Origin of the sequence: Paenibacillus sp. GYB006 (genome assembly GCF_036577645.1) — a bacterium.
In the GTDB taxonomy this organism is placed as follows: domain Bacteria; phylum Bacillota; class Bacilli; order Paenibacillales; family Paenibacillaceae; genus Paenibacillus.
Map to the genome: position 1 here is coordinate 194,301 of NZ_JARBDA010000001.1, position 25,587 is coordinate 219,887.

Sequence of the window (25,587 nt, forward strand, 5' to 3'; positions counted from 1 at the left end):
GAATAAAACAGTGATGTGTCTAAAGGAGAGACGTTATGATTAGCTTGAAACGAGATTTTATACATAACGGTAAAGCAATGATGACGATTGATAAAACCGGCGGATTTGTTCGCAGTGAACTGAGTGAGGTGCAGCTGCAAATGGTGATGTCCAATGTTATTTCGGGTCATCTACCAATGTCTATGAAAGAGATCAATCAAGAAATTACGTTTCACTATGATATAACAGGCAAAAAAATGCTTTCCCAGACAGCACGACATGAGAAATTGTCTTTAACAGGTCTATTTCAATTACTGCTGCAGATTACTCAGACATTACTTACTTGTCCGCAGTATATGCTTGATGAACAAAGGTATGTATTACACGAGGATTATATATTTACAACCGATACTCTTGAGGGAGCAAAAGTGTATTTATGTTATATACCGGCTTCACTAGAAAAGGAAGTAGAATCCATTCCTTTTCAAATAAGTCAGATGGTGAGCAGAATGATGCCTTATGTCAAAGCGCTCGAAGGAACGGGGATTCAAAGAATTTTGCAGTTATGCAATGACGGAGATTTTCAGCTTGACGGTTTGCAGGGATTGTTGAATGAACTACTTATGTCTGAGACAGGTGTAGGAAGTAAGTCTTCAGCAAGGACAAATAGCGCACATGGTGTATCTTCTTCGTTCCCTAGGGAACATCCTTTTCAAGGGGAATCACGGCCCCTCATAGACAAACTGGGTGATGTAATTCCTGATTTACAGAGACTTTCTAGACCTACACCTCCACCCATACCCAAACAGATACCAGTGTTGTCCAATCACTCAAGCGAGAGCTTAAGTTCGTCTGTTCCACTTAACCCACTCCGCCGTTCTTCATCTGAATTGGCGAGTGAGAAAAGACCCGAACTAGCTCTGGGTTCTATTCCGCACCCTATTTTTTCTATGAAAGATACCTTTGAATCGAGTGGACATTACTCTGAAGAAGGAGAAGAGAAAGAGACTAAAAAACCTGAAAAGCCTATTTATTACTGGCTGGGTGGGATGCTTCTCGCCTCTGTGTTATGGAGATTTCTTTATATGGATGAACCAACGACTACTCGGCTTGTGATGTGTTTGGTTATTACCATAATACTAGCTGCAGCTGCTTATGTTCTATCTACAGGAAAGTCCGTTGGGCTAGGTAAAATCTCTTTACACAGTGCGAAAAAACAAGAAAATGATTACTCCAACAACGAATTCTTAAATGATGAGAAACCTTCACCCTTCTCCTTATTTCAGCAGAAAGATGAGACTGATTTTCCTGGGAAGAGGGGGATTTTCGGTGGTGGAAATAAAAACAAAGAAGATGCGGAACCGTGGCGTTGGAACTCACCATCTAAGCTAGAGGAATCTGATAGTGAAACCCTCAGCAATCCCTTTAAACAAGCAACGCAAGACTCTAACTTCTCTTTTACCGTACCTAAGACACTAGACAATGAGGAGCATGAGACGACGGATCGTTACTATGATTCTTTGCGTCATAGCACGCAAATGCTAAATTCATCTCATGTCCAGGCTACAGTACTTCTTACTGATTTAGAGCCAGTTTCAAGTTTCGCTAGTCAGTCAGCTGTGGTGACCCTAAAAAAAGGAATATTAGAAAGGCAAGCTCCCCAAGCTGCACCTGAACAAATGGAGTTAGGTACAGCAAGTTTTATTATTGGCCGTTCACAGGAAGTGTCTCAATACGTAGAAGAAGGGAAGGGGACATCCCGGGCACATGTAGAAATCAGTAAGTCTAAAGATCAATATTATATTAAAGATTTGAATTCCATGAACGGTACACTTCTGCTTGATCAGCCGATGATTCCTTATAAAGAATATCCCCTAGAAGAAGGCGATTTCTTTATCATTGCAGAATCAAAATATACTTTCCATTACGTCTAACTATTTTTTAACTGATGAATTGCGTCGTCCAGGCGGGGGTAATCAAATTGGAAGCCACATTCCTGGGCTTTGTCAGGCACTGCTTTCTGACCTTCCAGAATGAGAATGGACATTTCGCCAAGCAGTGCTTTAAGCATAAAAGAAGGCGCTGGAAACCAGTGAGGACGATGCAGAACTTTTCCAATGGTCTTTCCAAAATCTCTATTTGTAACAGGGTACGGAGAAGTCGCATTCACAGGGCCGCTCATATCAGGATTTCGCACAGCGTAAACTATCAGCTTCACCATGTCATTTATATGTATCCATGAAACCCACTGTTCTCCATCCCCAATAGGCCCGCCTACCCCAAATTTATAAGGTAACTGCATGAGAGGGTAGGCTCCTTTACTGCCCAGAACTACGCCTGTTCTCACAAGGACTAGCCTGGTATTATTAAACCTTTGCCGGGCTGCATCTTCCCACTGTACGCAGACGTCAGATAGAAAATCGATGCTTTCTACCTCAGAATATTCATTGAAGGTATTCTTTCGAGAGGTACCATAGATTCCTACAGCTGAGGATTGAATGACTGCTTGCGGTTTGTTCGTGAGCTGATCCAGAATATCTCCTAATCGGTGAACCGAATCCAGGCGAGATTGCTTTATTTTTGACTTTGTATCCTTTGTCCACCGCTGATTGAGCGATTCACCAGATAGATTAACGACAGCATCCAGTGATTCAAGCAGATGGGGATTGCTACTTAGTTCATCCCAAGTCACAAGTTTCATGCCATCTGGCTGGTTGGCTCTTGCTTTTCTTGTAATAATGGTAATCTCATGTCCCTGCTTTATCCAATACTCAGAAAGATGACTCCCGATAAATCCCGTGCCTCCGCAAATCGCAAGCTTCATGTAATAAACTCGCCCCTCTCTTTTGACCATCCTATGAAATGTATCGTCCTATTTCATATTCCTATTTGCTTATTACACAATTGTAAATCATTCACACTCTTCTTTGCACTACATTCCGTCCGTATAAATTCCACTTTGCCATACAATTAGAATAAATAGACTCATGTTTTTATGCATCGGCTTAGGTACTTTGATTTCTTTAGATGTTCGTTTTCTTTCGATATTCTGAAGGGTTGATTCCGGTCCATCGTTTAAATTGCCTGCTAAAGTGAGAGAGGTTGTTATAACCTAAACGATGAGCAATCTCCTTCAATGATAACTCGGGTTGTTGTAATAAGATTTTTGCTTCTTGTAATTTCAGATCAGATAAATACTTTCTTGGAGACATACGATAAACTTTTTGGAAGACTTCTAACCCATAGTTTGGGCTGATTCCCAAAGAAGCAATAATGGGTTGAATGTGGATACTGAAATCGGTATGTTCGCTTTTCTCCCCGGCTTTTTTCTTAAAATTCCACTTTATAGCTTCTGCAATTTCTTTGGCATATTTCGCTGTAGTCATGGTCTGGGTTGTTCGGTTGTCGTTTAAGGGCTGAATATCTACTAACACTTCCAATAATTCAAAAAGAATAACTTGTGCTCTTAATTTTGCTTTAGCAAAAGAAATATTAGGATCTTCTAAAATATCAATCCATTTGTGAAGACATTTTTTTAATCTGCTGTGATAGGGATGGGAAGAATTATAAACCCAATCACAGTTTTTCATCAATTTCATGCGTAAAGAAGGTTCGTCAATATCAAAATGAGCACAAAAATAGGTCATAGACTCGGAAGTATGACATTTATTAATATGTTCAAATCCAGGCGGAATAAGGAGGATATCCTCTTTTTCTATTAAATATTGTTCATTCTCAAAAAGCGTTTCTTGCGTGCCATCTAAAACAATTAATATTTCAAAAGCATGGTGGTATTCCTTAGTCATTGACCAGTTTGAATAAACCGTCTGTTTATGAGCGCCAAAAAAACGAATATTCCAATCAATACGGGGAAGTATTTGTGTTTTGCTGCCTAATAAACAATTATTGCAGTTTGTCATTGTATTAAACCTGCCTTTGATATGGGTAAATTCTTCTTTAATTATGCAATCGTATTTATATATTCATTGTTATTATAATGTAGACAAGCAACAGGAAACGCTTTCGTTGTTGACGTGGTATACAGTTAAATTATCGATAATTAGCAAATGCAAGTTTATTATAGTCAAAAAAGAAAGCGGTATCAATGAGCTGTTTCATAATAATTTTACTTTCTAGAAAAAGGGTAAATGTATTAGTCACAAAAGGTAAGTGCTTTATAAGAAAGGCAATCGATCATAACCATAATTAAGTGACGAAAGGAGCAAAAGATATATGACAATGATTCAAAATCCCGTTATTCCTGGAATGGCACCAGATCCCTCCATTATTCGGGTTGGGGAAGTCTATTATATAGCTACTTCAACATTTCACTGGAACCCAGGGGTACAAATTTTCCAGTCAAAAGATTTATCCAATTGGGAACTCACAAGTTTCGTACTACGAAATGGTGAAGTCAATTTACGCGGTACGAATACACCTGCCGGCATTTGGGCGCCGCACTTATCCTATGATTCGTCTACTAAAAAATTCTGGTTAGCATTTTCTCACATGGTAAACATGGCTGGCCGTGAATTTAATGCGGATTCATATGCTATGTGGGCAGAAGATATCAATGGTCCTTGGTCAGAACCTATCTACATAACATCCATAGGTTTTGATCCAGCTCTTTTTCATGATGAGGATGGAAAACATTATGTATCCATTTTGGAGTGGGAAACACGACAAGGTTACCAAGCACCCGGGCATATTGTGATTGCAGAGTTTGACCTAGATAAAGGTCAGATCAAAGGCAAATGGCATCGAGTTACACAAGGGTTTACTAGCCGAGGTTGTGCTGAAGCACCACAAATATATAAGCATAAGGAATATTACTATCTTCTAATTGCTGCTGGAGGAACAGGATACGCACACGGTGTTGAGATAGGGCGCTCAAAAAATATATTTGGTCCGTATGAGCCCCATCCATCAAAAGAGCCGATTATCACATCTTCACCGCAGCATCTATTTTCACTCGGTGATCCGGATGCCGGACATTTTGAAATGTATAATCCACATTCCATTATGCAAAAAGCAGGCCATGGTTCTTTAGTTCAAACCCATACGGGTGAGTGGTATATTGCTCATCTCATGTCCCGCCCAATTGAAGGAACGCTTTTAAATCCATTAGGACGTGAAACTTCTTTACAAAAAATGAACTGGACTGAAGATGGCTGGTTGGAAATGTGTGATGGAACTAATGTAGCCAAGATGGAAGTTATGGGGATGAAGGGAGTTAGTCCAGGAAACAGGGTAACTCATGATGTATTTGATGATTTTACTAGTGAAAAATATAACAACCATTTTATGACTCCTTATCGCAATCAGGAAGTGCATTGGGTGAATACGGTGGAACGTCCAGGGTATTTGCGGATTCACGGCGAGAACTCGTTATTTTCACAAATGAATCCAGCCATTATGGCAACCCGTGCCACATCATTTCATTATGAATTTAAGACAAAACTTGAATTTAGGCCGGATCATTATTCAGAAACTGCGGGTATGGGGCTTTACTATGATTCTAACAACTGGATTTATGCTCACTTAACGTATTCAGAAACATTAGGCGGGACAGTATTAAGTTTACTTCAAGCAAAGTTAGGAAAGCGCATCGAGTTTGTTCATCATAAAACCCTAGTACCTCAAAATACGGCTGAGTTGAAGCTTATATACAATTCAGGAATAGCGGGTATCTTCTATCGCTTGAATGAGGATAGGGAATGGCAAGTATTTGAAGATCAAATTGATGTTTCTTATTTATCTGATGAAGGTGTGAACGGGGAACCAGGAGAGATCGGCGGATTTACAGGGCTATTTAATTTTATTGGTTCAGTTGATTCTCACCAGCACGATTCATTTGCAGATTTTGATTATTACATGGTCAAGAATTACTAGACTTCAGAGAGGAAATTTCACATGAGAACGATACCGCTTAAACGTTTAGTACCAGGATTAATTATCGGACCAGCTACGTGGCTAGGACCTTATATTGTAACAGCAAGTTTATTTTTACCTGCAATGATTCAGCAACTAGATCCCGAAAATAAAATTAACATTGTAGCTTTATTCTCAGCATTAGGGATGGTTGTCGCGGCCATTTCTAACATGGTAGCTGGATACTTGTCTGACCGTACAAGGTCTCGGTTTGGAAGACGTACACCTTGGCTGATCGGAGGATCATTCGTATTTATGCTCGCAATGATTCTCGCCTCAATGACCACTACCATTCCGTTATTATTACTAAGCTGGATGCTGGGACAAGTTGCACTCAACTTTATTGTAGCACCCATGGTTGCTTGGTTAGATTTAGCACCGGAAGAAGGCAAGGGAACAGCATCATCTGCTTATGGCGGACTTGGTATGGCACTAGGTAACAATGGATTTACCATTTTAGGTGCAGTCTTTTTAGGGCAATATCGTTTAGGTTTTGTTATTTTTGGTATTATTACGTTCATTGGTACTTTAATCGCTGCATTTATTGTGCGTGAATCGTCTAACTTGGATGAGACAGTAGATGTCTCCAAGTCACCAAACAAGCAAGCGTTTTCAATCAAGGAATTCCTGTCCGTGTTTCCAACGTGGTCGGTTGGTCGTGATTACTATCTAGCTTTAATTGGTAAAATATGTCAAGGGATTGGGAACTTTGCAATTACAGGTTACTTGTTATTTATAATGACCGATTTTTTACACAAAGGTACCTCTGATACACAACAGTCTATCCAACTAATTAATATTATCATGCTGGTATTTGGTATCGCTATGGGATTTATTGCTGGACCAATTTCAGATAAGTTAAAAATATTAAAATTACCAGTTGGCTTATCTACGATTTTCTTGGGAATTGGAGCACTCAGCATTTTCTTTTTACAAAATGATCTAGGTATTATGATTTATGGTTTTATGGCTGGTTTGGGAATGGGCATATGGAACTCTTTGGACAATCTTCTAAACTTAAGAGTAATTCCGGATAAGGATCGAGTAGGTCTGTTCTTAGGAATTTACAATTTGGGAAATACCGTGACACAAGCGATAGCCCCAGTGATTGCTGCATTCATGATTTCCCAAATCGGTTTTTCATCCATCTTTATTATGTCATTTTCACTCTCGATCATCGGAGGGATCTCTATTCTCTCTATCAAATCTGTAGCAAGATAGATTCTCTAAAAAAAAGACGGCAGGCAAACTAGTTTAAGCTAGTTTGCCTGAAGTTTCGAAGCCGCGTTTTGCGGCTTTTTTTTGTTTTAATGTATCGATAAAGAAACGATACTTTGCGGCATAATCATTTTTATGTGGGCGTGGGTGATCTCTCGCAATGTAATAGTCGTCTTGAATCTGATCTGAGGAACGGGTATGAAATGGAATTTAGATATTATCGACTCAAGAGCGAGTTTGTCTATTTGTTCATTAGATGTTTATAAGGCTTATAGTCAATCTGCTTCTTGTCTAGGAAGGTAACGAGGAAGCGGTTGTCTCTTTTTGGTGTAGCCACAATATATCCTTTAATACAGTGATCTCTCGTTACTTCTTTCGCCTGGTTCTGAAGAGCGATTTTACCAATCTCGGCAGCGATGGAATGCTTGGCAATATCTCGAAAAGGGCCAGGTACAGGCTGAACCAGCTCATCTAAAAAACTTTTTGCTTCGTCTGTCCAGAGATGACGGCTTGCTTCCACCCAGTGATTCTGCCAATCCAGTTTGGATTTACCATCGGCTTTAGGAAGTGTTTTTAAGAATTTACGAAACATAAAAAAACCGCCGATTACCATACTTCCTAATAGAAGAAAGGTCCAAAACGCAATAGAGTTCATAAACCAGTTGCTAGGCATAGCCGCACTAAGCTTACTATTCATCAGGATTACATCCATTTCAATCACCTCAAGGATAGAGTTAAATAGAATTATGTGTCTACATGAAAAGAACTTATAAAGAACTTATAATTCAAATGTGGACATCACGCGTTTAAAATGAAACGATGCTGTAAATGAATTGTTAGAAGAATCATTTTCATCATATCTTTCGCTGCTTTCATCAGGACGATAAATTTAAGAAGGTTCAATTTAGCTATGGATCGTTACCCAATGTATCATGTCATTCAATGGTTATGTACTTATCTGAGGAGTGAATCAATTTTCTAAATTTGTCCTTTTATTGAATTATAACGCAGATATGAATATATTTCGATAGTTAACGAATAAGATTCTCACTCCTATTCTGATGTTTCCTATGGAATGCACAGACAAAGATGAAGGTATGATGAGAGATATATGTTACATACGAGGATCGTATTGCTTGGCTTTCATAATCAAGTTACAATAAACTTTACATTCTTAAAATTAGGGGGATAAAAGATGCTTAAAATCGGTTCCCACGTATCCTTTTCGGGCAAGGGTCTACTGACAGCAACAGAAGAAGCGGCATCGTACGGTTCTTCTTCGTTTATGATATATACAGGTGCTCCGCAAAATACGCGCCGTAAACCAATGGAATCTATGTACCTTGAAGAAGGTAAAAAAGCAATGCAAGAAGGTGGATTTGAAGAGATTGTGGTGCATGCACCTTATATCATCAATCTAGGTTCTTACAAAGACCACACTTATGAACTGGCAGTAAGTTTTCTACAGGAAGAAATTCGCCGTACGCATGCGATCGGCGTGAAGAATATTGTGCTTCATCCCGGTGCTTTTACGGATAAAGATGCCGACTATGGTATTCAGCGTATTGCAGAGGGACTTAATGAAGTATTAAATGGAGTCCAAGAAACAGATGTGAATATCGCACTGGAAACAATGGCAGGCAAAGGAACAGAGGTAGGTCGTTCTTTTGAAGAACTGGCTCGTATTATTGATAAGGTTGAACGTAATGAACGTCTGACCATTTGTATGGATACTTGCCATATTCATGATGCTGGTTATGATATCGTAGGCGATCTGGACGGTGTTCTAGAACAGTTTGATCGCACGGTGGGCCTTGACCGAATCGGAGTCGTGCATATTAATGATAGTAAAAATCCATCAGGAGCAAAAAAAGATAGACATACGCCGATTGGTGCAGGTTGGATTGGTTTTGATACCATTAACCGCGTTGTCCATCATGAACTGCTCAAAGGTCGCCCGTTTATACTTGAGACCCCATGGATCGGGAAAGATGCCAAAAAACAACGTCCTATGTACGAGGCAGAGATTGCTTTGTTGCGCGGAGATGTGGCAGGACGTTTTGGAGAAGGTTTCCTTGAAGATGTGGAGAGACTCCATCATTTCTTTACAGGGGAAGATATTGAATCCCGCCGTTTTGTGCTGGACACATGGACACTCCTCAAAAATGATGCAAAAGCAAAAAAGGCGGATCCTCGCGAACCGCTCGAGCGCTTGTATGATATGGTTGTAAATGCAGCGTTGTTCCCTGAACTTACAGAGGAGCAATTGAATCATCGCTTGATTGGATGGCTTGCTGGCAAAGAAGCATTGGTGAAAGCTTAGGTTATTGATCTAAATCAAGGGGGAGAAAATTGACCAATGGATATTCACACAAAACACACACAAGGTAGACCTGCACATATCGATCGTGCCCGCATGCTGATTTCTTGTCCAGACGGTCCGGGTATTGTTGCGGCAGTTTCTAAGTTTCTTTTCGAGCACGGGGCAAATATCATTCAATCCGATCAGTACTCCATGAATCCAGATGGAGGCATGTTCTTCATGCGGGTGGAGTTTGATCTTCCACAGCTGTCTAGTCGCTTACCTCAGCTGGAAGCGGACTTTGGTGCTATAGCGGAACAATTTCAGATGGAGTGGTATATCTCCGATGTCTCAAGACGTAAGAAACTTGCTATTTTTGTATCCAAAGAAGATCACTGTCTTGTTGAGCTTTTGTGGCAGTGGCAAGCGGGAGACCTCGATGCAGAGATCGGCCTTGTCGTAAGTAACCATCCGGATATGAGAGAATATGTTGAATCCTTTGGTATTCCGTATCATCATATTCCTGTTACACCAGATACGAAGAAAGAGGCTGAGCAGCGCCAGCTTGAAGTGATTGGTGAAGACATTGATGTGATTATCCTGGCTCGCTATATGCAGATTATATCGCCAACGTTTATCGAACATTACCGGAATCGTATTATTAATATCCATCACTCCTTCTTGCCGGCCTTTGTGGGCGGTAAGCCTTATGCTCAAGCTTATGGCCGCGGCGTAAAACTAATAGGAGCAACTGCTCACTATGTGACGGAAGAACTGGACGGCGGTCCGATTATTGAGCAGGACGTGGAGCGTGTAAGTCATCGGGATGATGTTCCTGAGCTGAAGAGAATTGGACGTACAATCGAACGTGTTGTACTTGCACGTGCTGTAAAATGGCATGTGGAAGACCGAATTCTTGTTCACGAGAACAAGACCGTAGTCTTTAACTAATAGGAATAATAAACGATAATTTCTTATATTTTGACATGCAAAAAAACTGTTCCCTAACTTATTAGGGGACAGTTTTTTTATTTAAATCGGTACAATAAACCAAACTAAAACAATCCCACTGGAAAATTTTTGATGTTTTAAAGGGCCCAGACCAGTCTAAGAGTATATAATAGGGATGGCTTTTTGCGTGTAATCATCGCTTTTTTTGTACAAGTATTCCGCTTTTTGATTAGGTATGCTTTTCCTTGCCAAGGAGATACTTGGGTGGATGCCTTATATGAATTTTTATGTAACGAACAAGAAGGCTATGGAAAAATGATGTATGAGGTGTTACAATACTATTGAATAAGTCAAATTGAAACATTCAAGCGGATTAACTTGCATAAAAAAGTTTTTTTCTTTTAGCGGGTACCAATCCCTGAGCGTAAGTCCGTTTGCTTATCCTGACATCTTTTTTTAGAGATTATGAGGAGGATGAAACATGACTGATCAACAAACTAAAGACCAAAGCATTAACAAAGATGAAAATTCAACAATCGATAATTTGTCTATTACTACTGTTCGTACCTTGGCAATCGATGCAATTGAGAAAGCAAAATCCGGACACCCGGGTATGCCGATGGGCTCTGCACCAATGGGCTATCAATTGTTTGCCAAAACGATGAACCATAATCCGGAAAATCCAACTTGGATTAACCGTGACCGTTTCGTATTGTCCGCAGGGCATGGATCTATGCTGCTTTACAGCTTACTACACCTGAGTGGATATGATCTTCCAATGGAAGAGATTAAACAATTCCGTCAATGGGGAAGCCTGACTCCAGGACACCCTGAGTTCGGTCACACTGCTGGTGTGGATGCAACGACAGGTCCACTTGGACAAGGGATTGCAATGGCAGTAGGTATGGCAATGGCTGAAGCTCAGCTCGGAGCTACTTACAATAAAGATAATTTCGATGTGGTAGACCACTATACTTACGCAATTTGCGGTGACGGTGACCTTATGGAAGGTGTTTCTCACGAAGCAGCATCCCTGGCATCTCACTTGAAACTGGGTAAACTCGTGGTTCTTTATGATTCCAACGATATTTCCCTTGATGGTAAACTGAACCTTTCTTTCTCCGAAAGTGTTCAAAAACGTTTTGAAGGATACGGATGGCAAGTGCTTCGCGTAGAAGATGGTAATGATCTTCCTGCAATCGAAAAAGCGATCAAAGAAGCACAAGCAGTATCAGATCGTCCAACCCTGATCGAAGTGAAAACAGTGATCGGTTACGGCAGCCCGAACAAACAAGGTAAAGGCGGCCATGGCGGTACTCACGGTTCCCCACTAGGTCCTGACGAAACAAAACTCACTAAAGAATATTACAAATGGGTATATGAAGAAGATTTCTTCGTTCCAGACGAAGTACGTGCTCATTTTGCAAAAGTGAAAGAACGTGGTGTAGAAGCAAACAAAGCTTGGGAAGCTAAATTTGCAGAATACAAAAAAGCATACCCTGAACTTGCTGCTCAGTTCGAAACAGCAATCAGCGGCGGACTTCCTGAAGGTTGGGATCGCGACTTGCCGAAGTACAGTGTGGAAGACAAAGCAGTATCTACTCGCGTAGCTTCTGGTAATGCACTGAACGGTCTTGCTCACAATGTACCTAACCTCACTGGTGGATCTGCTGACCTTGAAAGTTCAACAATGACTCACTTGAACGATCTTGCTCAGTTCACTCCAGCGGATTATTCCGGCCGTAACATCTACTTTGGTGTTCGTGAATTCGGTATGGCTGCTGCAATGAACGGTATGGCGCTGCACAGCGGTGTGAAAGTATTCGGCGGTACATTCTTCGTATTTACCGATTACCTGCGTCCAGCAGTTCGTCTGTCCGCTATCATGAAACTGCCAGTAACTTATGTACTGACTCATGACAGTATTGCAGTAGGTGAAGATGGTCCTACGCATGAACCGATTGAACAACTCGCTTCCTTGCGTATCATTCCAGGTCTTACTGTTATTCGTCCAGCGGATGCAAATGAAACTTCTGCAGCATGGGCTTATGCAGTAGAGAACACTTCGAATCCGGTAGCACTTGTGCTTACTCGTCAAAACTTGCCGATTCTTCCGGGTACAGTAGAAGGCGCTCGTGAAGGAATCAAACGTGGTGCTTATGTAGTATCTGATGCGAAGAATGGTAAAGCAACCGCTCAAATTATCGCAACAGGTTCTGAAGTTCAACTGGCAGTAAAAGCACAAGAGGCTCTTGCTGAAGAAGGTATTCACGTACGTGTTATCAGTATGCCAAGCTGGGATCTGTTCGAAAAACAAGATAAAGCATACAAAGATTCCGTACTCCTTCCAGACGTTAAAGCTCGTCTTGCAGTAGAAATGGCTCATCCAATGGGCTGGGAAAAATATGTGGGTGATGCTGGTGATATTCTCGGCATTTCTACGTTCGGTGCATCTGCGCCTGGCGACACTGTAATTAAAGAATATGGCTTCACAGTAGAAAACGTAGTAAGCCGCGTTAAAGCGCTTCTGTAGTTCTATTGTATCCATATGAAAACAAAAAAGGGTGAAGCAGCCAAATGGCGCTTTACCCTTTTTCATCCTATCTTGATATCTATGCAAGCGGTTTGCCGTTAATTTGCTGTTCTATATAGGCTTCGTAGATTTTTACGACAGCTGATAAGTCTTCCTCACCGTATCCTTTAGCGGCACCAGACTGGAACATGCTTTTTGCCAGATTCAGCATAGGGGCAGGCACGCCAGTATTGTCTGTTAGAGATGACGCAAGTTTTAAATCTTTGAGCATAAGAGCGAGGGAGAACTGATTCGTAAAGTCATGGTCAATGATTTTGCGGCCTTTCAGTTCAGCTGCTTTACTGCCGGCAGAACCTAACTGGACGAGATCCAGGAATGCATCAGCCGGGATGCCCGATTTTGAGGCAATCGCAAATCCTTCCGCTAGTGCTACATTGTTAATTCCAACGATCGTATTATGGGCAAGTTTCGCTACGGCACCATTTCCGTTTTCGCCCATAGGAATTACTTTTTTTCCGAGCGTTTCGAATACATCCATCTGACTTTCGATGGTTACGGCATCACCGCCGACCATAAATACTAATGAACCATCAATGGCTGCTGGTTTGCTGCCTGTAACAGGTGCATCCAGAAAAGAACAATCAAGAGCCGTAGCATCAGCTGCGAGTTTTTTTGCAAGGTCAGGGGAAATGGTACTGCAGTCCATAATCGTAGTCCCATCGATGACACCTGCAAAAATACCATTCTCGCCATAATAAATATCATTGATGGATGCATCATTACTTACCATAGTTATTACGAGAGACTGACCGTGTGCTGCTTCTTTCGGCGTTTTGGCTGCTACAGCACCTTCGGCTACGAACGGGCTGCATTTTTCAGCAGTTCGGTTATATACGGTGACTTCATATCCTTTTTTTAGAAGGTTAGAAGCCATGGGTCCACCCATTGTGCCAAGTCCAAGTACAGCAATCTTTTTCATGAATCATTCTCACCTTTCATTGTTTAATCAAACGTTCATTAGGTCTTCATCATATCATGGAGACAGAGGCAAGCCAAAAGGCTTAAACTTGAAGAGAATAAAGTGTAAAATGATTCGGTCAGCAATTCACCAAGCTTGTCACGTTATCGAAATTAAAGTATTCTATTTCATAAGTGAAGGCGCGGTAGTTAACAATAACGTATAAACCGGACAGCCATAAGACAAGCTTTCAAGTGAGAACTAATTCTCGCTAATTTAAAAATAGTGGAGGTTTTATAATCATGGCTAAAAAAGTAACTTTTGATTACAGTAAAGCTCTTGAATTTGTAGGTCAACATGAAGTGGATTATTTGGCAGAGCCAATTCGTCTTGCTCATGAGCAGCTTCATAATGGTACAGGCGCAGGTTCCGACTACCTGGGTTGGATCGATCTTCCAACGAACTATGATAAAGAAGAGTTCTCCCGCATTCAAAAAGCAGCAGCAAAAATCCAAAGCGACTCCGAAGTATTGATCGTAATCGGGATCGGCGGTTCTTACCTTGGTGCGCGTGCAGCGATTGAAATGTTGACTCATTCTTTCTACAATGAGCTGCCAAAAGAAAAACGTAAAACTCCAGAAATCTATTTTGCAGGTAATAACATTAGCTCTACATATGTAAATCATTTGCTTGAGCTGGTTGAAGGTAAAGACTTCTCTGTCAATGTAATCTCCAAATCCGGTACAACAACAGAACCAGCGATTGCTTTCCGTATCTTCCGTGCTGCACTGGAGAAAAAATATGGTAAAGAAGAAGCGCGTAAACGTATTTACGCAACAACAGACAAAGCACGTGGTGCACTGAAAAAACTCGCAACTGAAGAAGGTTATGAGTCCTTCATTATTCCTGATGACGTAGGTGGTCGTTATTCCGTACTGACAGCAGTAGGACTTCTGCCAATCGCTACAGCAGGTATTAACATTGAAGAAATGATGCAAGGTGCGGCTGATGCTTCCAAAGAATTTGCTAACCCGAACGTTGCAGAAAACCAAAGTTATCAGTACGCTGCAGTACGTAACGCGCTGTATCGCAAAGGCAAAGGAACCGAAATTCTTGTAAACTACGAGCCATCCTTGCACTTTGTATCTGAATGGTGGAAACAATTGTTTGGCGAAAGCGAAGGAAAAGACTTCAAAGGAATCTATCCTGCTTCCGTTGATTTCTCCACAGACCTTCACTCCATGGGACAATTCATTCAAGAAGGTAGCCGTAACATTTTCGAAACGGTTATCCAAGTGGAAGAAGTACCAAGCCACATCTCCATTGAAGCAGATCCAGACGACCTAGATGGTCTGAACTTCCTTGAAGGAAAAACAATGGATTTCGTTAACAAAAAAGCATTCCAAGGTACACTGCTGGCACATACAGACGGTCAAGTACCAAATCTTATTGTAAATGTTCCAGATATGTCTCCATATTCTTTCGGATATCTGGTATACTTCTTTGAAAAAGCATGCGGAATCAGCGGATACCTGATGGGAGTAAATCCGTTTGACCAACCGGGTGTAGAAGCTTACAAAAAGAACATGTTTGCTCTTCTTGGCAAACCAGGTTATGAAGAAGAAAAAGCAAAACTTGAAGCAAGACTTACTGAATAATAATGGAATGATCTATTAAAGATCAGAAGTTATCTGTTTCATAAATATAGTAATACAATCAAGCTGCCACAGGTTGTTTGATCATAAGAAGCAGTTCACCCGCATTTGGATGGACTGCTTTCTTACAAATATAAACCCTATTACATCTAAGAATAGAACACCTACAGGTGTTTTCTTCACATATAGAAAGGTAAGAGAGCAATGATTGAGCAGTACAGAACCGTTCGAGCAGCGGGGAACAAGGAAATTGTAATTAAGAAATCTCGATTTATTGGTTACGTTATGCCTGTACAAAATGAAGAAGAAGCGATCCAATTTATTGAAGATATTAAGAAAAAACATTGGAACGCCACGCATAATTGTTCAGCATATATGATTGGTGAACGGGATGAGATTCAGAAGCAATCTGATGATGGAGAGCCAAGCGGGACCGCAGGGAAACCTATTTTGGAGGTGATCAAAAATCAGGGACTAAAAAATGTCGCTATCGTGGTAACGAGATATTTTGGCGGTATTATGCTGGGTGCCGGGGGACTGATTCGTGCTTATACGGATGGAGCAGTCGCTGCGATTGAGGCCGGAGAAGCGATAACGAAAGTGCTTCACCGCGAAGTTTTCGTAGAACTGGATTACACTTGGCTAGGAAAAGTGGAAAATGAGCTGAGAAACAGGCAGGTTCGCATGGGAGAGACTACATTTACTGACAAAGTCAAGCTGACATGTCTGCCGGTAGATCGAGAAGCAGAGCGATTCATCGAGTTTATGACAGATCTAACACAAGGTCAATCTGTGATCACGGATGGACAGCAGCTTTATTTTATTGAAGGAGAATAAGATATGGCTAGAAGAGCAGTGGAGCAGGAATTGTCGAGAGAACGGATTCTGGAAGCGGCCAGGCATTTATTCGTTACAAAAGGATATCGATCTATTTCAATGCGTAGTATTGGACAGCATCTAGGATACAGTCACGGCTCTTTATATTATCATTTCAAGGAAAAAGCAGAATTGTTTTATGCCATTGTAGTCGAAGATTTTAACCATTTGGGGCAGCTGCTCCTGCAGGCCATGGCTAGAAGTTCTAAAGATGGACTTACGAAACCAGAGCATGTCATGATGGAATTTATACGCTTTGGTCTGCAAAATCCCTATCAATATGAAATTATGTTTATGATTCGAGACGAAGAGCTGCTTGCTTATTGCCGGGCAGAACAGAATCGTTGTTATGAATTATTCGCCGCCATTATCCGTCATCATATGAACCACAAAAACTACACAAACGAAGAACGGATCCAACTACCCCACAGTTTATTTTTATCCATTCACGGATTCATCTCTTATTACATCCAAGACCGCTTGCCATTTGAAGAAGTCAGGGCTGAAGCAGCTTCGCATGTAAACATCATGTGCAGTCGTCTGTAACCCCCTTCATATGGTATACCTCAACACCACGTTACGCTTACATACTTCAAAGCGGTAAACTATCATAACGTTACAATATCATAACGGTGATCTGCGAAAGTGTGATCTGATCATCGGACGAGAAATGATTGACGAAATCCCCCTATATTTGGTAAAGTATCAAATAAAGTAATTCCTACCTAAATAATAGGAAATATGTGATGGGGGATGGCGTCATGCATGTGGAAGTCCGTGGTCTAAACAAACATTTTGGCAGTTTTCATGCAGTTAAAGATGTTTCTTTTGATATAAAAAAAGGTCACCTCATTGGTTTACTCGGTCCAAGTGGAGGAGGCAAAACTTCCATACTACGTATCTTGGCAGGGCTTGAAAATCCCGATGCGGGTGAGATTCGCTTGCATGGACAGCTAGTTAACCATCTTCCGCCCCAAGAACGAGGAATCGGATTCGTCTTTCAAAACTATGCGTTATTTAAACATATGACCGTATTTGATAATATCGCGTTTGGACTTAAGGTGAAGAAGCAGTCCAAAACGCAGATACAAAATCGGGTCATGGAACTTGTTGAACTGACAGGCCTCAGCGGCTTTGAGAAAAGATACCCTCACCAGTTATCTGGAGGACAAAGACAGCGGGTTGCATTTGCAAGGGCACTGGCTCCAGAACCTCAGCTTCTGCTGCTGGATGAACCTTTTGCTGCGATTGATGCTAAGATTCGGCACGAGCTGAGATCATGGTTGCGGGAACTCATAGAGCGGGTAGGTATAACCTCAATCTTCGTTACGCACGATCAGGATGAAGCGATTGAAGTCGCTGATGAAATCATGATTATAAATGGGGGAGCGCTCGAACAAAAAGGCACTCCATGGGATATATATAAACAGCCGGAAACCCCGTTTGTAGCCTCTTTTATTGGTGAATCGACGATTGTTGAGCATGCACGGGAACTGAAGGGATTTGACAAGTTAACAGGTTCTGCTGTTGAAGCGAAGGCTCTGATTCGCCCCGAATATATTGAGGTAGGCTCAGAACATGAGTTTACTTTGCTCTCGGCTACCGAGAAGGGGAAGGTTCGTGCCTTGCACTTCCGCGGCAGCGAATGGCTTGTTGAAGTCATGGTCGGGAATAACAAGTTAATTACGTATCGTTCATTAGAGAAAGAGACGCTATCTGTAGGTCAAGAGGTGCGTGTCCTTGTTCACAGGGCCTATCTTTTTAATGATCATGAGAATTGGATGGTTGAGAATCACCTGAAGAGTGATCCAATGCCAGTATCTATATAGGGAAATTTACTTTTACCCTGAACGTTAACTGACGTGCAGGGTTTTTATTATGCGTTTTATTAGTTTTGCTTTTTAGATGAACCTTGTTTATACTACATTCATATTATTAGCGAGGATACCTAAATGCTATTTATGCATCAGGAGGATAACAACGAGAATGAAATATTCAAATTGGTTTCGAAATATGTTGCCGCTTCTTCTCATCTTAGGGTTACTGCTGACTGCATGTGACACGCAAGAAGATCAGACTAAAGTTGGGGATGCTGGCAATGAAATAACAGGCGAGGTAAGCTCACCTGTACGGGGTGGCAGTATCAACATCGCCGTACAAGATGATCCGAAGGTAATGAATCCCTTATATGCGACAGATCGGATTACACTTACCGTGAACCAGTCGCTCTATGCACCGCTATTTTATATGGAAAATGGAAAGAAAGTTTACGCCTTAGCAGAGCGTGCATATGCTTCAAAAGACTATAAAACTTATTTTATCAAGCTGAGAGAAGGACTTACATGGCATGATGGAAAAGCCATTACTGCCGATGATATTGTGTTTACAGTCAATCAAATCATAGATGAAACTCAGAATAGTCCCTTCCGAAGCCAGTATGTTTTTGATGGACAACCTGTGAAGGTAGTAAAGATCGATGAGCTAACTGTCAAATTTGTACTTCCAAAAGCAACTCCTTCATTCGAAGGCGCATTACTGTATCTTTATCCGATCCCGAAGCACATCTATCAAGGGGAGAAAGATATCGCCCATAGTTCTAAAAACGATCACCCTATTGGGTCGGGCCCTTTTAAGTATAAGGAGTATGCACCAGGTGAGCATCTAACATTGGAGCGTTTTGAAGACTATTATGACGGAGCAGCCTACTTGGATACGATTTCGTATCAAATCATGGACCCGGATACAGCGGATCAGGCACTCCGCGAGGGTGCTGTGCAGATGTCGCTGATTAATAACGAGGAATATGAGGCGCTGAGTGAATCAGGGGAATATAACCTTGTAACTTATGCAGATGGACGCCTGGAGTACATGGTATTTAATATGAATACACCGGAGATGAAAAAGAAAGAAGTCCGGGAAGCGATCGCCTATGCTTTGGACAAAGAAGAAATGATTCGAATCTCGCATCTGTCGAGCAGGTTCGCAGATCCCGCTTCTTCTATATTTACACCTGATACGTTGTATCATACTTCTGAAGTAAGGACCTATGATTATGATCCTGAGAAATCTAAGGAATTACTGGAACAAGCAGATGTTTCAAATTTAGAAATCCGCCTTGCTTATGTGAAATCCAGCAAAACGCAAATGAATCAGGCTCTTTACATCCAGCAGAAACTAAAAAAGGTTGGAATCAAGGTCGAGCTAAAACCGATGGAAGCATCCGTGTATGAAAAACGGAAATTGGATCAAAACAATACCGATTTTGAACTTTCGCTTGCCGGGTATATCTTGGGTCCAGATCCTGTTAGTTATGAGTCTCTCTATAAGAGTAGTGGGGTATATAATGAATCACACGCTGAGAACGAAGATCTGGATACACTTTGGGAACGCGCTTCAGTAGAAGTGGATTCAGCTGCTCGCCAGAAGTTATATGTACAGATTCAACAGAAGATTGCAAAAGAACTTCAGGTTTTGCCGATTGCTTATACGAAAAGTGTCATCGCTGTAAGTAAAGGTTATGGTGGGCTAGAAGATGCGATCGCTCAGCCGATTGTTCTCTTCCGTGATTTATCCAAAATTTATTTTATTAAATAAAGTAGAGAAAACGACCAGTGGAGGTCGTTTTTTCTTTTGCAGACATCGGTTGATCTTGAACAAGGTATGAAAAAAGGTCTACAATAGAAACAATTTCATAATACCTTTAGATGCTTTAATCAGGAGTATTACATTACCATGCGAAGAGGAGTGTTACCACATGAACCAGGAAGTGAAACTGTCGCAGTACACCGCTATATTACTAGAGAATGCTAGAAGAAGCGGGCTCACGAATGAGGAGATCGTAGAAGCAGTACAAGCGGAGAATACGGAACTGTTAAAAGCCGCCGAGCGCCCGCATTATACATATGAGTCTTTTTTCTCTTATGCGAAAGAACATGGCGAAGATATAGAGAAAGCAATAAAGGAAGGGTACCGCATTACATTTAATACGAATAATGGTCTCAAAAACTGGATTGTGGCGACATTTCAGCTTGATCCAGACAAAGATTTCACCTTAGGAGAAGGACGGATCGAAGGTCTGGTCTTGTCCGAGCCACAAGTAGAAAAACTAGAGAACACTCTTGCATTTAATTGGGAGATAAAAGAGATTCGGCAAACAGCAGACGGGCGCAAACAGCTTACGCTGGGCATTCGCGGGCAATAATGAACGCGGGACGCAAGAAAGGAGAATGATCCATGACACAATATAATAAGCTGACCTTTCTTGGTACGGGTGATGCTATGGGTGTGCCGAGGGTATATTGTGATTGTAAAGTGTGTGAGGAAGCAAGAACAACCGGGGTGAATCGCCGGTATCGCTCTTCGGTGTTTGTAGAGAGTGATCAGGGGGAGTTTCTCATCGATGGAGGGCCAGATTTTCGGCACCAGATGGAAATACTGAAGAAACGTAAACTGCACACGATGCTAGTGACACATCCTCATTTTGATCATATTGGCGGACTTCCTGAGTGGGCTGATGCCTGCCGGTGGCTTGGAGAGAAGGGTGAGCTGTACGCACCGCAAGAAGTGCTGAATGCGATTCAGGCACAGTTTCCTTGGCTTCAAAACCACATGGAGATGAAACCGGTTGATCTGGAGAATGGTCTTGTGCTTGCGGGATTCCACATTCGGGCCTGGAAAGTAAATCATGGGAAAAACGGTTACTCCTATGCATATCGTCTTGAGAAAGATGGATACATATGGGTGTATTGTTCTGATTCTATTGATCTGAGCGAAGAAGAACAAAAACGGCTGTATGGTCTTGATCTGCTTGTGCTGGGTACAAGTTTTTATCATGAGGAAGCTGCCTTTGAAACTCGGTCGGTATACGACATGGTGGAGGCACAAGAACTCATTGCCAAGGTGCGGCCAAAACAAACGATTTTTACTCATATGTCTCATGACGTTGATCTTCGTAAAGATTATACGTTAAGCCCAGGTATTACGCTTGCTCATACCGGGCTAACGCATTCGTTACAATAAGGTTTCTCTCTTTATGGGCTTGTAGATAAGATGGTTGCAAAATAAATCAAGTAAGACAGAGGAAACCCTCTGTCTTTTTTTCATACACACAACAAAACCTCTTCTCATAAGAAAGGAGAGAGGTTTATATTGATCCAAATTATGTAGTTAATTTACGTAGTTAAATTATGTAGTATCGCATTATGTGTACATTATTTCATTAGTAAGTATGTTTTTTTGGCCGGAAGAGAACGTAAGCTCCAGCAACGATAAGCAGAAGAGCAAGGATGGGTTGGATGATGGAGAACTGACTAAGCATGGAACCAATAGAGAACGCAATGAAGAAAATAAAGGATAGGACAGCCAAAATATTGATGGGAATCAGTAGGTATTTGTTTCTGGTACCGAACCAGTAAAGTTCGAATAATCCTACGGCTGGCGCCAGGATAAATCCAGGCCACATGGTAATCCAGCTGTCTGTAACAATGGCGATCTGACAAGTCAGTCCAGCGGTGAGAAGGATACCTCCTGGAACGAGAAGCCCGATGCCGCGGCCGATCAATGAGAAGTACATCCAGTGGAAAAATACACCCAGCGGGATAAGGAAGAAGGTCGGCCAGAAGTAGGCAAAAATAGAGCCGGTTCCGATATCCTTACCGGAGTTCATAAGCAGAAAAATACCGATCAAAATGAGCAACGGGGCGACCAGATTTTGTTTCCTTAATCTCAAATGGATCACTCCTTTCTATAAATTTCAACTACAACTACAGGTATCATAGCAAAAAGAGGAGTGGATGTAACCGGTCTAGAGAAAGTGAAGTACACTAGACTAAAGTCCAGTTTTTTACAAATAATGGACATGGTTCATTCATAAAAAAGAGCACAGTTCTTCGAACTGTACCCATGAGCTCCGTATTCTGTTATTCTGCAATCTCATAAAATCCGTAGAGTTCATCAAGGAGTAAGTTTGCGGCTAGAATACCTCCGGCTGTATTCCATACGGCATCGTCTACTTTATACGCACGGCCATTCTTGACGGCACTTAGGTTCTGCCAAAGTGGGTCTTGTATCATTTCCGTTTCGGTATCATTACCTTTGCCGTCGCCTGTGTCATAGGTGAAGTAGAAAAGACGATCGGCATCCGCTTCCGGTAAACGTTCCTTCGTAATCTCATCTACGAATTCAGTTGCATTTTGGGTAAGCTCTGTCCGCGCTAGTCCTATTTTTGCAAAGATGTTACCTGTGAAAGTATCGGTATGATAAATTCGGGTTTTGCCAGCCATAAAACGAACCACAGATACCGTTTCATTCACTTTATCGCCTGCTTTAGATTTGAAATCCGCAATGCGATCATTGAATTCGGTGATTTTTGCTGCGCCTTCTTCGGTTTTATTCAGTGCCTCTGCATAAAGTTTGAAGTTGATCTCCCAGTCCCCGCGAAGATCCTCAGCCATAACAGTTGGGGCAATCGCTTTTAACTGATCATAGACTTTCTCCTGGCGCATTTTATTACCGATAATCAGGTCAGGCTGCAAACCTGCAATGAGTTCAAGGTTCGGTTGACTCTCATCTCCGACTACCGTTACACCTTCCATCTGATCTTTAATATGTGCGTACCAAGGATCTCCTGTCCATGATTTAACCGCCCCAACGGGTGTAACTCCTAGAGCAAGCAATGCCTCTGTTCCTTCGTTGGTTAGAATAACGACTTTTTGCGGTGTTCCTTTAATTTCTGTTTCATCCATTGCATGTTTTACCGTGTATGTAACCGTATTTGTTGTTCCTTCGCTTGTTGTATTGCTAGATGCAGGCTGTGTAGGTTCATTACCTGATCCACCTTCTGTCGTCTGGCTTCCACAACCAGCTAGAACGAGAATTAGCATAAGCATTGCCGCCCCGAATAAGCGTAAGCGATGTTTCTTTGTATGTACGTTTAAAGCCCCCATGTAACCAGTTCCCCCTGAAATAATATATTGATAATGATTATCAGTTAACAACCATGAATATATAACCAGTTTCTACCATTGTCAAGCATTAAATGAGAATGATAATCAAAAAGATTGACAGTTCTTTCTTTCTTCTACTAAAATTGCGGAGTGAACTATTAGATGGAATTTTATGAATAAAATGATATATACAAAATGAGTAGGGGATTAATGATGCGCATCTTGGGGCTGGCCTTATCTATTGGACTACTTATTCTTGCCATGATGAGTAGTGTTATTTTTGGTGTTACCCGCATTCCTCTGTCCGTTATTTGGCAGGCGGTGACGGAACCAAATGGAAGTACCGAACACTTAATTATCCAGACAGCAAGGATTCCTCGTGCGCTGATCGCTGCAGCAGTTGGCGGGAGTCTAGCTGTTGCCGGAGCTGTCATGCAGGTTCTCACTCGTAATCCAATCGCTTCTCCGAGTACCTTAGGTGTGAATGCAGGTGCCGCTTTTTTCGTTGTTGTGGCTACAGGCTGGTTAGGTGTATCTGGTCTTCAGCAAACAACTTGGATTGCTCTTTTGGGAGCAGCAGTTAGCGGCGGGGTTGTGTTTTTTCTTGGAAGTATGGGCCGGGACGGAATGACACCTGTGAAAATCACATTAGCCGGTGCTTCCATGACTGCATTTTTCCATTCTCTGACTCAAGGTTTGATGTTGTCAGACGGTAAGATGTTTGATCAGGTACTGATATGGCTTGTCGGATCCGTTGCTGGCAGGGAACTTGATCAGCTCACGGCTGTCGTCCCTTACATGGGAATTGGACTATTGATTGCACTCCTGCTGTCAAGGCATCTTAACGTATTGTCCATGGGGGACGATATTGCGGCAGGACTCGGACAAAAGACGGCTATGATTAAAATTCTCTCTGCCGCCTCTATTATTTTACTAGCGGGTGCATCGGTTGCTGCTGCGGGTCCTATTGCATTTATAGGTATTATCATTCCGCATATTATGAAGTTTTTTCTTCCAAATGATTATCGCTGGATCTTACCATATAGTTTCGTATGGGGGGCTGTACTCCTTGTTTCCGCAGATGTGCTGTCCCGCTACATTGCGATGCCCAAAGAGGTGCCGGTTGGCGTTATGACGGCGATCATCGGCGTTCCGTTCTTTGTCTATATTGCAAGAAAGGGAGGACGCCAAGGAGCATGAGCAAATACAAGTCATTTCAAACGTCTAACGGCAAACTTTCATTTTTAATTGAAAAAAGGACCTTGTGGGTTACGCTCGTTCTGTTCATTCTCTGTGCTGCTGCCATGGTAATCTCAACGGGAATAGGAAGTCAGTACATTTCTCCATCGCAAGTGATCAGTTCTCTATTTGGTCAGGCAGATCCAACCGTAGAAATCATTGTAGAAAAACTGAGACTGCCGCGTATTCTGACTGCCGTATTGGTTGGATCTTCTCTTGCGGTTGCAGGAGCGGTGCTGCAAGGAGTAATTCGAAATCCATTAGCATCACCAGACGTAACGGGAATCACAGACGGCGCCTCACTAGGAGCTGTACTTTTCATATTTTTCACATCAGGTACGATTTCGATAAAATATATGCCGCTTGCCGCGATCCTGGGCGCTATTCTAGTAACCGGACTGTTATATGTTCTGGCTTGGAGAGGCGGAGTAACGCCTTTGCGTCTTGTACTTGTCGGTACAGGCCTTGCAGCTGCGCTTAAATCGATCTCTTACATGTTTATCATTGCAGGTCCGATGCAGCTGGCAGAGCGGTCCATTACGTTCATGACGGGAAGTATTTACGGAGCCTCGTGGGATTCGGATGTGTATATTCTGCTTCCTTGGGTCGTCATCCTTCTACCATTAACCTGGCTTCAAGCGAGAAAAGTTAACATTCAAGCACTCGGAGACGAAGTAGCGGTAAGTGCAGGGGCACATGTGCAAAAACATCGGCTGCTGCTCATCGTGCTCAGTGTGGCACTAGCAGGATCGGCAATAGCAATTGGCGGTGCCATTGCATTTATTGGGCTGATGGCACCGCATATGGCGAGGAAGCTAGTGGGACCTTCCTTTGGAAGTGTCGTGCCAGTAAGTGCACTTCTCGGAGCCTTGATTTTATTAATAGCGGATCTAGTGGCGCGAACTGCATTTCTCCCTGCAGATGTTCCGGCAGGCGTATTTACAGCAGCCATTGGTGCTCCGTTCTTTATGTATCAGCTATATAAAAGTCGCAATCATTGA

Annotated in this window: 21 protein-coding genes; 15 read left to right on the top strand and 6 right to left on the bottom strand. The window is 42.0% G+C overall.

The window, feature by feature from the left end; all coding sequences use genetic code 11:
- Positions 1 to 35: 35 nt before the first annotated feature.
- Complete coding sequence (locus PV403_RS00930; RefSeq protein WP_332083312.1) at positions 36 to 1,913, top strand: DUF6382 domain-containing protein; 1,878 nt, start codon at positions 36 to 38, stop codon at positions 1,911 to 1,913.
- Here the strand turns inward: PV403_RS00930 and PV403_RS00935 are convergent.
- A complete protein-coding gene (locus PV403_RS00935; protein ID WP_332083313.1) occupies positions 1,910 to 2,803 on the bottom strand; it encodes a TIGR01777 family oxidoreductase in 894 nt (297 codons plus the stop codon). The two genes, PV403_RS00930 and PV403_RS00935, sit on opposite strands and share 4 nt — an antisense overlap.
- Positions 2,804 to 3,002: 199 nt before the next feature.
- Positions 3,003 to 3,899 carry an AraC family transcriptional regulator gene (locus tag PV403_RS00940; protein WP_213533473.1) on the bottom strand — a complete coding sequence of 299 codons (897 nt, stop codon included), beginning with the start codon at positions 3,897 to 3,899 and terminating at the stop codon, positions 3,003 to 3,005.
- A 313-nt stretch (positions 3,900 to 4,212) separates the two neighbouring features.
- On the opposite strand from PV403_RS00940, the gene PV403_RS00945 reads away from it, so the two are divergent.
- Complete coding sequence (locus PV403_RS00945) at positions 4,213 to 5,871, top strand: family 43 glycosylhydrolase (RefSeq protein WP_213533471.1); 1,659 nt, start codon at positions 4,213 to 4,215, stop codon at positions 5,869 to 5,871.
- A 21-nt stretch (positions 5,872 to 5,892) separates the two neighbouring features.
- Positions 5,893 to 7,131 carry an MFS transporter gene (locus tag PV403_RS00950; RefSeq protein ID WP_213533470.1) on the top strand — a complete coding sequence of 413 codons (1,239 nt, stop codon included), beginning with the start codon at positions 5,893 to 5,895 and terminating at the stop codon, positions 7,129 to 7,131.
- Between the two features lie 238 nt (positions 7,132 to 7,369).
- Here PV403_RS00950 and PV403_RS00955 read toward each other — a convergent pair whose 3' ends face one another.
- A complete protein-coding gene (locus PV403_RS00955) occupies positions 7,370 to 7,825 on the bottom strand; it encodes a DUF2621 domain-containing protein (RefSeq protein ID WP_283771287.1) in 456 nt (151 codons plus the stop codon).
- Between the two features lie 498 nt (positions 7,826 to 8,323).
- Between PV403_RS00955 and PV403_RS00960 the strand changes: the two genes are divergently transcribed.
- The 3 genes from PV403_RS00960 to tkt all read left to right on the top strand — a co-directional run bounded on the left by PV403_RS00960 (position 8,324) and on the right by tkt (position 12,914).
- The gene (locus PV403_RS00960) at positions 8,324 to 9,451 is read left to right on the top strand and encodes a deoxyribonuclease IV (RefSeq protein ID WP_213533468.1); all 1,128 of its coding nucleotides are present in this window, start codon (positions 8,324 to 8,326) and stop codon (positions 9,449 to 9,451) included.
- Between the two features lie 36 nt (positions 9,452 to 9,487).
- Positions 9,488 to 10,381: a formyltetrahydrofolate deformylase gene (gene purU, locus PV403_RS00965; protein WP_213533466.1), complete on the top strand. Its 894-nt coding sequence runs from the start codon at positions 9,488 to 9,490 to the stop codon at positions 10,379 to 10,381.
- 481 nt (positions 10,382 to 10,862) lie between these two features.
- Positions 10,863 to 12,914 carry a transketolase gene (gene tkt / locus PV403_RS00970; RefSeq protein WP_213533464.1) on the top strand — a complete coding sequence of 684 codons (2,052 nt, stop codon included), beginning with the start codon at positions 10,863 to 10,865 and terminating at the stop codon, positions 12,912 to 12,914.
- 79 nt (positions 12,915 to 12,993) lie between these two features.
- Here tkt and PV403_RS00975 read toward each other — a convergent pair whose 3' ends face one another.
- A complete protein-coding gene (locus PV403_RS00975; RefSeq protein ID WP_213533462.1) occupies positions 12,994 to 13,893 on the bottom strand; it encodes an NAD(P)-dependent oxidoreductase in 900 nt (299 codons plus the stop codon).
- A gap of 281 nt (positions 13,894 to 14,174) precedes the next feature.
- On the opposite strand from PV403_RS00975, the gene PV403_RS00980 reads away from it, so the two are divergent.
- The 7 genes from PV403_RS00980 (at position 14,175) to PV403_RS01010 (ending at position 21,422) form a co-directional block, all read left to right on the top strand.
- Positions 14,175 to 15,530 (top strand): glucose-6-phosphate isomerase, encoded by a 1,356-nt coding sequence (locus PV403_RS00980; RefSeq protein WP_160032245.1) that lies wholly within the window; start codon positions 14,175 to 14,177, stop codon positions 15,528 to 15,530.
- A 201-nt stretch (positions 15,531 to 15,731) separates the two neighbouring features.
- Positions 15,732 to 16,364: a YigZ family protein gene (locus tag PV403_RS00985; protein WP_332083315.1), complete on the top strand. Its 633-nt coding sequence runs from the start codon at positions 15,732 to 15,734 to the stop codon at positions 16,362 to 16,364.
- Between the two features lie 3 nt (positions 16,365 to 16,367).
- Entirely contained in the window at positions 16,368 to 16,949 is a 582-nt protein-coding gene (locus PV403_RS00990; RefSeq protein WP_332083316.1) for a TetR/AcrR family transcriptional regulator, read from the top strand.
- Positions 16,950 to 17,164: 215 nt separating this feature from the next.
- Positions 17,165 to 18,232, top strand: a complete 1,068-nt coding sequence (locus PV403_RS00995) for a sulfate/molybdate ABC transporter ATP-binding protein (protein ID WP_332083317.1) — start codon at positions 17,165 to 17,167, stop codon at positions 18,230 to 18,232.
- A gap of 157 nt (positions 18,233 to 18,389) precedes the next feature.
- A complete protein-coding gene (locus PV403_RS01000; RefSeq protein ID WP_332083318.1) occupies positions 18,390 to 19,997 on the top strand; it encodes an ABC transporter substrate-binding protein in 1,608 nt (535 codons plus the stop codon).
- Positions 19,998 to 20,157: 160 nt separating this feature from the next.
- Positions 20,158 to 20,604: a hypothetical protein gene (locus tag PV403_RS01005; RefSeq protein ID WP_332083319.1), complete on the top strand. Its 447-nt coding sequence runs from the start codon at positions 20,158 to 20,160 to the stop codon at positions 20,602 to 20,604.
- A 32-nt stretch (positions 20,605 to 20,636) separates the two neighbouring features.
- Positions 20,637 to 21,422 carry an MBL fold metallo-hydrolase gene (locus PV403_RS01010; protein WP_213533454.1) on the top strand — a complete coding sequence of 262 codons (786 nt, stop codon included), beginning with the start codon at positions 20,637 to 20,639 and terminating at the stop codon, positions 21,420 to 21,422.
- A 199-nt stretch (positions 21,423 to 21,621) separates the two neighbouring features.
- On the opposite strand, the gene PV403_RS01015 is transcribed toward PV403_RS01010, so the two are convergent.
- A complete protein-coding gene (locus tag PV403_RS01015) occupies positions 21,622 to 22,131 on the bottom strand; it encodes a hypothetical protein (RefSeq protein WP_249717354.1) in 510 nt (169 codons plus the stop codon).
- A gap of 190 nt (positions 22,132 to 22,321) precedes the next feature.
- Positions 22,322 to 23,347, bottom strand: a complete 1,026-nt coding sequence (locus PV403_RS01020) for an ABC transporter substrate-binding protein (protein ID WP_213533452.1) — start codon at positions 23,345 to 23,347, stop codon at positions 22,322 to 22,324.
- Positions 23,348 to 23,560: 213 nt separating this feature from the next.
- Between PV403_RS01020 and PV403_RS01025 the strand changes: the two genes are divergently transcribed.
- Positions 23,561 to 24,547 carry a FecCD family ABC transporter permease gene (locus PV403_RS01025; RefSeq protein ID WP_332083777.1) on the top strand — a complete coding sequence of 329 codons (987 nt, stop codon included), beginning with the start codon at positions 23,561 to 23,563 and terminating at the stop codon, positions 24,545 to 24,547.
- Positions 24,544 to 25,587, top strand: a complete 1,044-nt coding sequence (locus tag PV403_RS01030) for a FecCD family ABC transporter permease (RefSeq protein WP_332083320.1) — start codon at positions 24,544 to 24,546, stop codon at positions 25,585 to 25,587. The genes PV403_RS01025 and PV403_RS01030 overlap by 4 nt, the downstream gene beginning before the upstream one ends.

Excerpts from the sequence above, each read along its gene's own strand:
- PV403_RS00930 (WP_332083312.1), top strand. The coding sequence starts at position 36 with ATGATTAGCTTGAAACGAGATTTTATACATAACGGTAAAGCAATGATG.
- PV403_RS00935 (WP_332083313.1), bottom strand. The coding sequence starts at position 2,803 with ATGAAGCTTGCGATTTGCGGAGGCACGGGATTTATCGGGAGTCATCTT.
- PV403_RS00940 (WP_213533473.1), bottom strand. The coding sequence starts at position 3,899 with ATGACAAACTGCAATAATTGTTTATTAGGCAGCAAAACACAAATACTT.
- PV403_RS00945 (WP_213533471.1), top strand. The coding sequence starts at position 4,213 with ATGACAATGATTCAAAATCCCGTTATTCCTGGAATGGCACCAGATCCC.
- PV403_RS00950 (WP_213533470.1), top strand. The coding sequence starts at position 5,893 with ATGAGAACGATACCGCTTAAACGTTTAGTACCAGGATTAATTATCGGA.
- PV403_RS00955 (WP_283771287.1), bottom strand. The coding sequence starts at position 7,825 with ATGAATAGTAAGCTTAGTGCGGCTATGCCTAGCAACTGGTTTATGAAC.
- PV403_RS00960 (WP_213533468.1), top strand. The coding sequence starts at position 8,324 with ATGCTTAAAATCGGTTCCCACGTATCCTTTTCGGGCAAGGGTCTACTG.
- purU (WP_213533466.1), top strand. The coding sequence starts at position 9,488 with ATGGATATTCACACAAAACACACACAAGGTAGACCTGCACATATCGAT.
- tkt (WP_213533464.1), top strand. The coding sequence starts at position 10,863 with ATGACTGATCAACAAACTAAAGACCAAAGCATTAACAAAGATGAAAAT.
- PV403_RS00975 (WP_213533462.1), bottom strand. The coding sequence starts at position 13,893 with ATGAAAAAGATTGCTGTACTTGGACTTGGCACAATGGGTGGACCCATG.
- PV403_RS00980 (WP_160032245.1), top strand. The coding sequence starts at position 14,175 with ATGGCTAAAAAAGTAACTTTTGATTACAGTAAAGCTCTTGAATTTGTA.
- PV403_RS00985 (WP_332083315.1), top strand. The coding sequence starts at position 15,732 with ATGATTGAGCAGTACAGAACCGTTCGAGCAGCGGGGAACAAGGAAATT.
- PV403_RS00990 (WP_332083316.1), top strand. The coding sequence starts at position 16,368 with ATGGCTAGAAGAGCAGTGGAGCAGGAATTGTCGAGAGAACGGATTCTG.
- PV403_RS00995 (WP_332083317.1), top strand. The coding sequence starts at position 17,165 with ATGCATGTGGAAGTCCGTGGTCTAAACAAACATTTTGGCAGTTTTCAT.
- PV403_RS01000 (WP_332083318.1), top strand. The coding sequence starts at position 18,390 with ATGAAATATTCAAATTGGTTTCGAAATATGTTGCCGCTTCTTCTCATC.
- PV403_RS01005 (WP_332083319.1), top strand. The coding sequence starts at position 20,158 with ATGAACCAGGAAGTGAAACTGTCGCAGTACACCGCTATATTACTAGAG.
- PV403_RS01010 (WP_213533454.1), top strand. The coding sequence starts at position 20,637 with ATGACACAATATAATAAGCTGACCTTTCTTGGTACGGGTGATGCTATG.
- PV403_RS01020 (WP_213533452.1), bottom strand. The coding sequence starts at position 23,347 with ATGGGGGCTTTAAACGTACATACAAAGAAACATCGCTTACGCTTATTC.
- PV403_RS01025 (WP_332083777.1), top strand. The coding sequence starts at position 23,561 with ATGCGCATCTTGGGGCTGGCCTTATCTATTGGACTACTTATTCTTGCC.
- PV403_RS01030 (WP_332083320.1), top strand. The coding sequence starts at position 24,544 with ATGAGCAAATACAAGTCATTTCAAACGTCTAACGGCAAACTTTCATTT.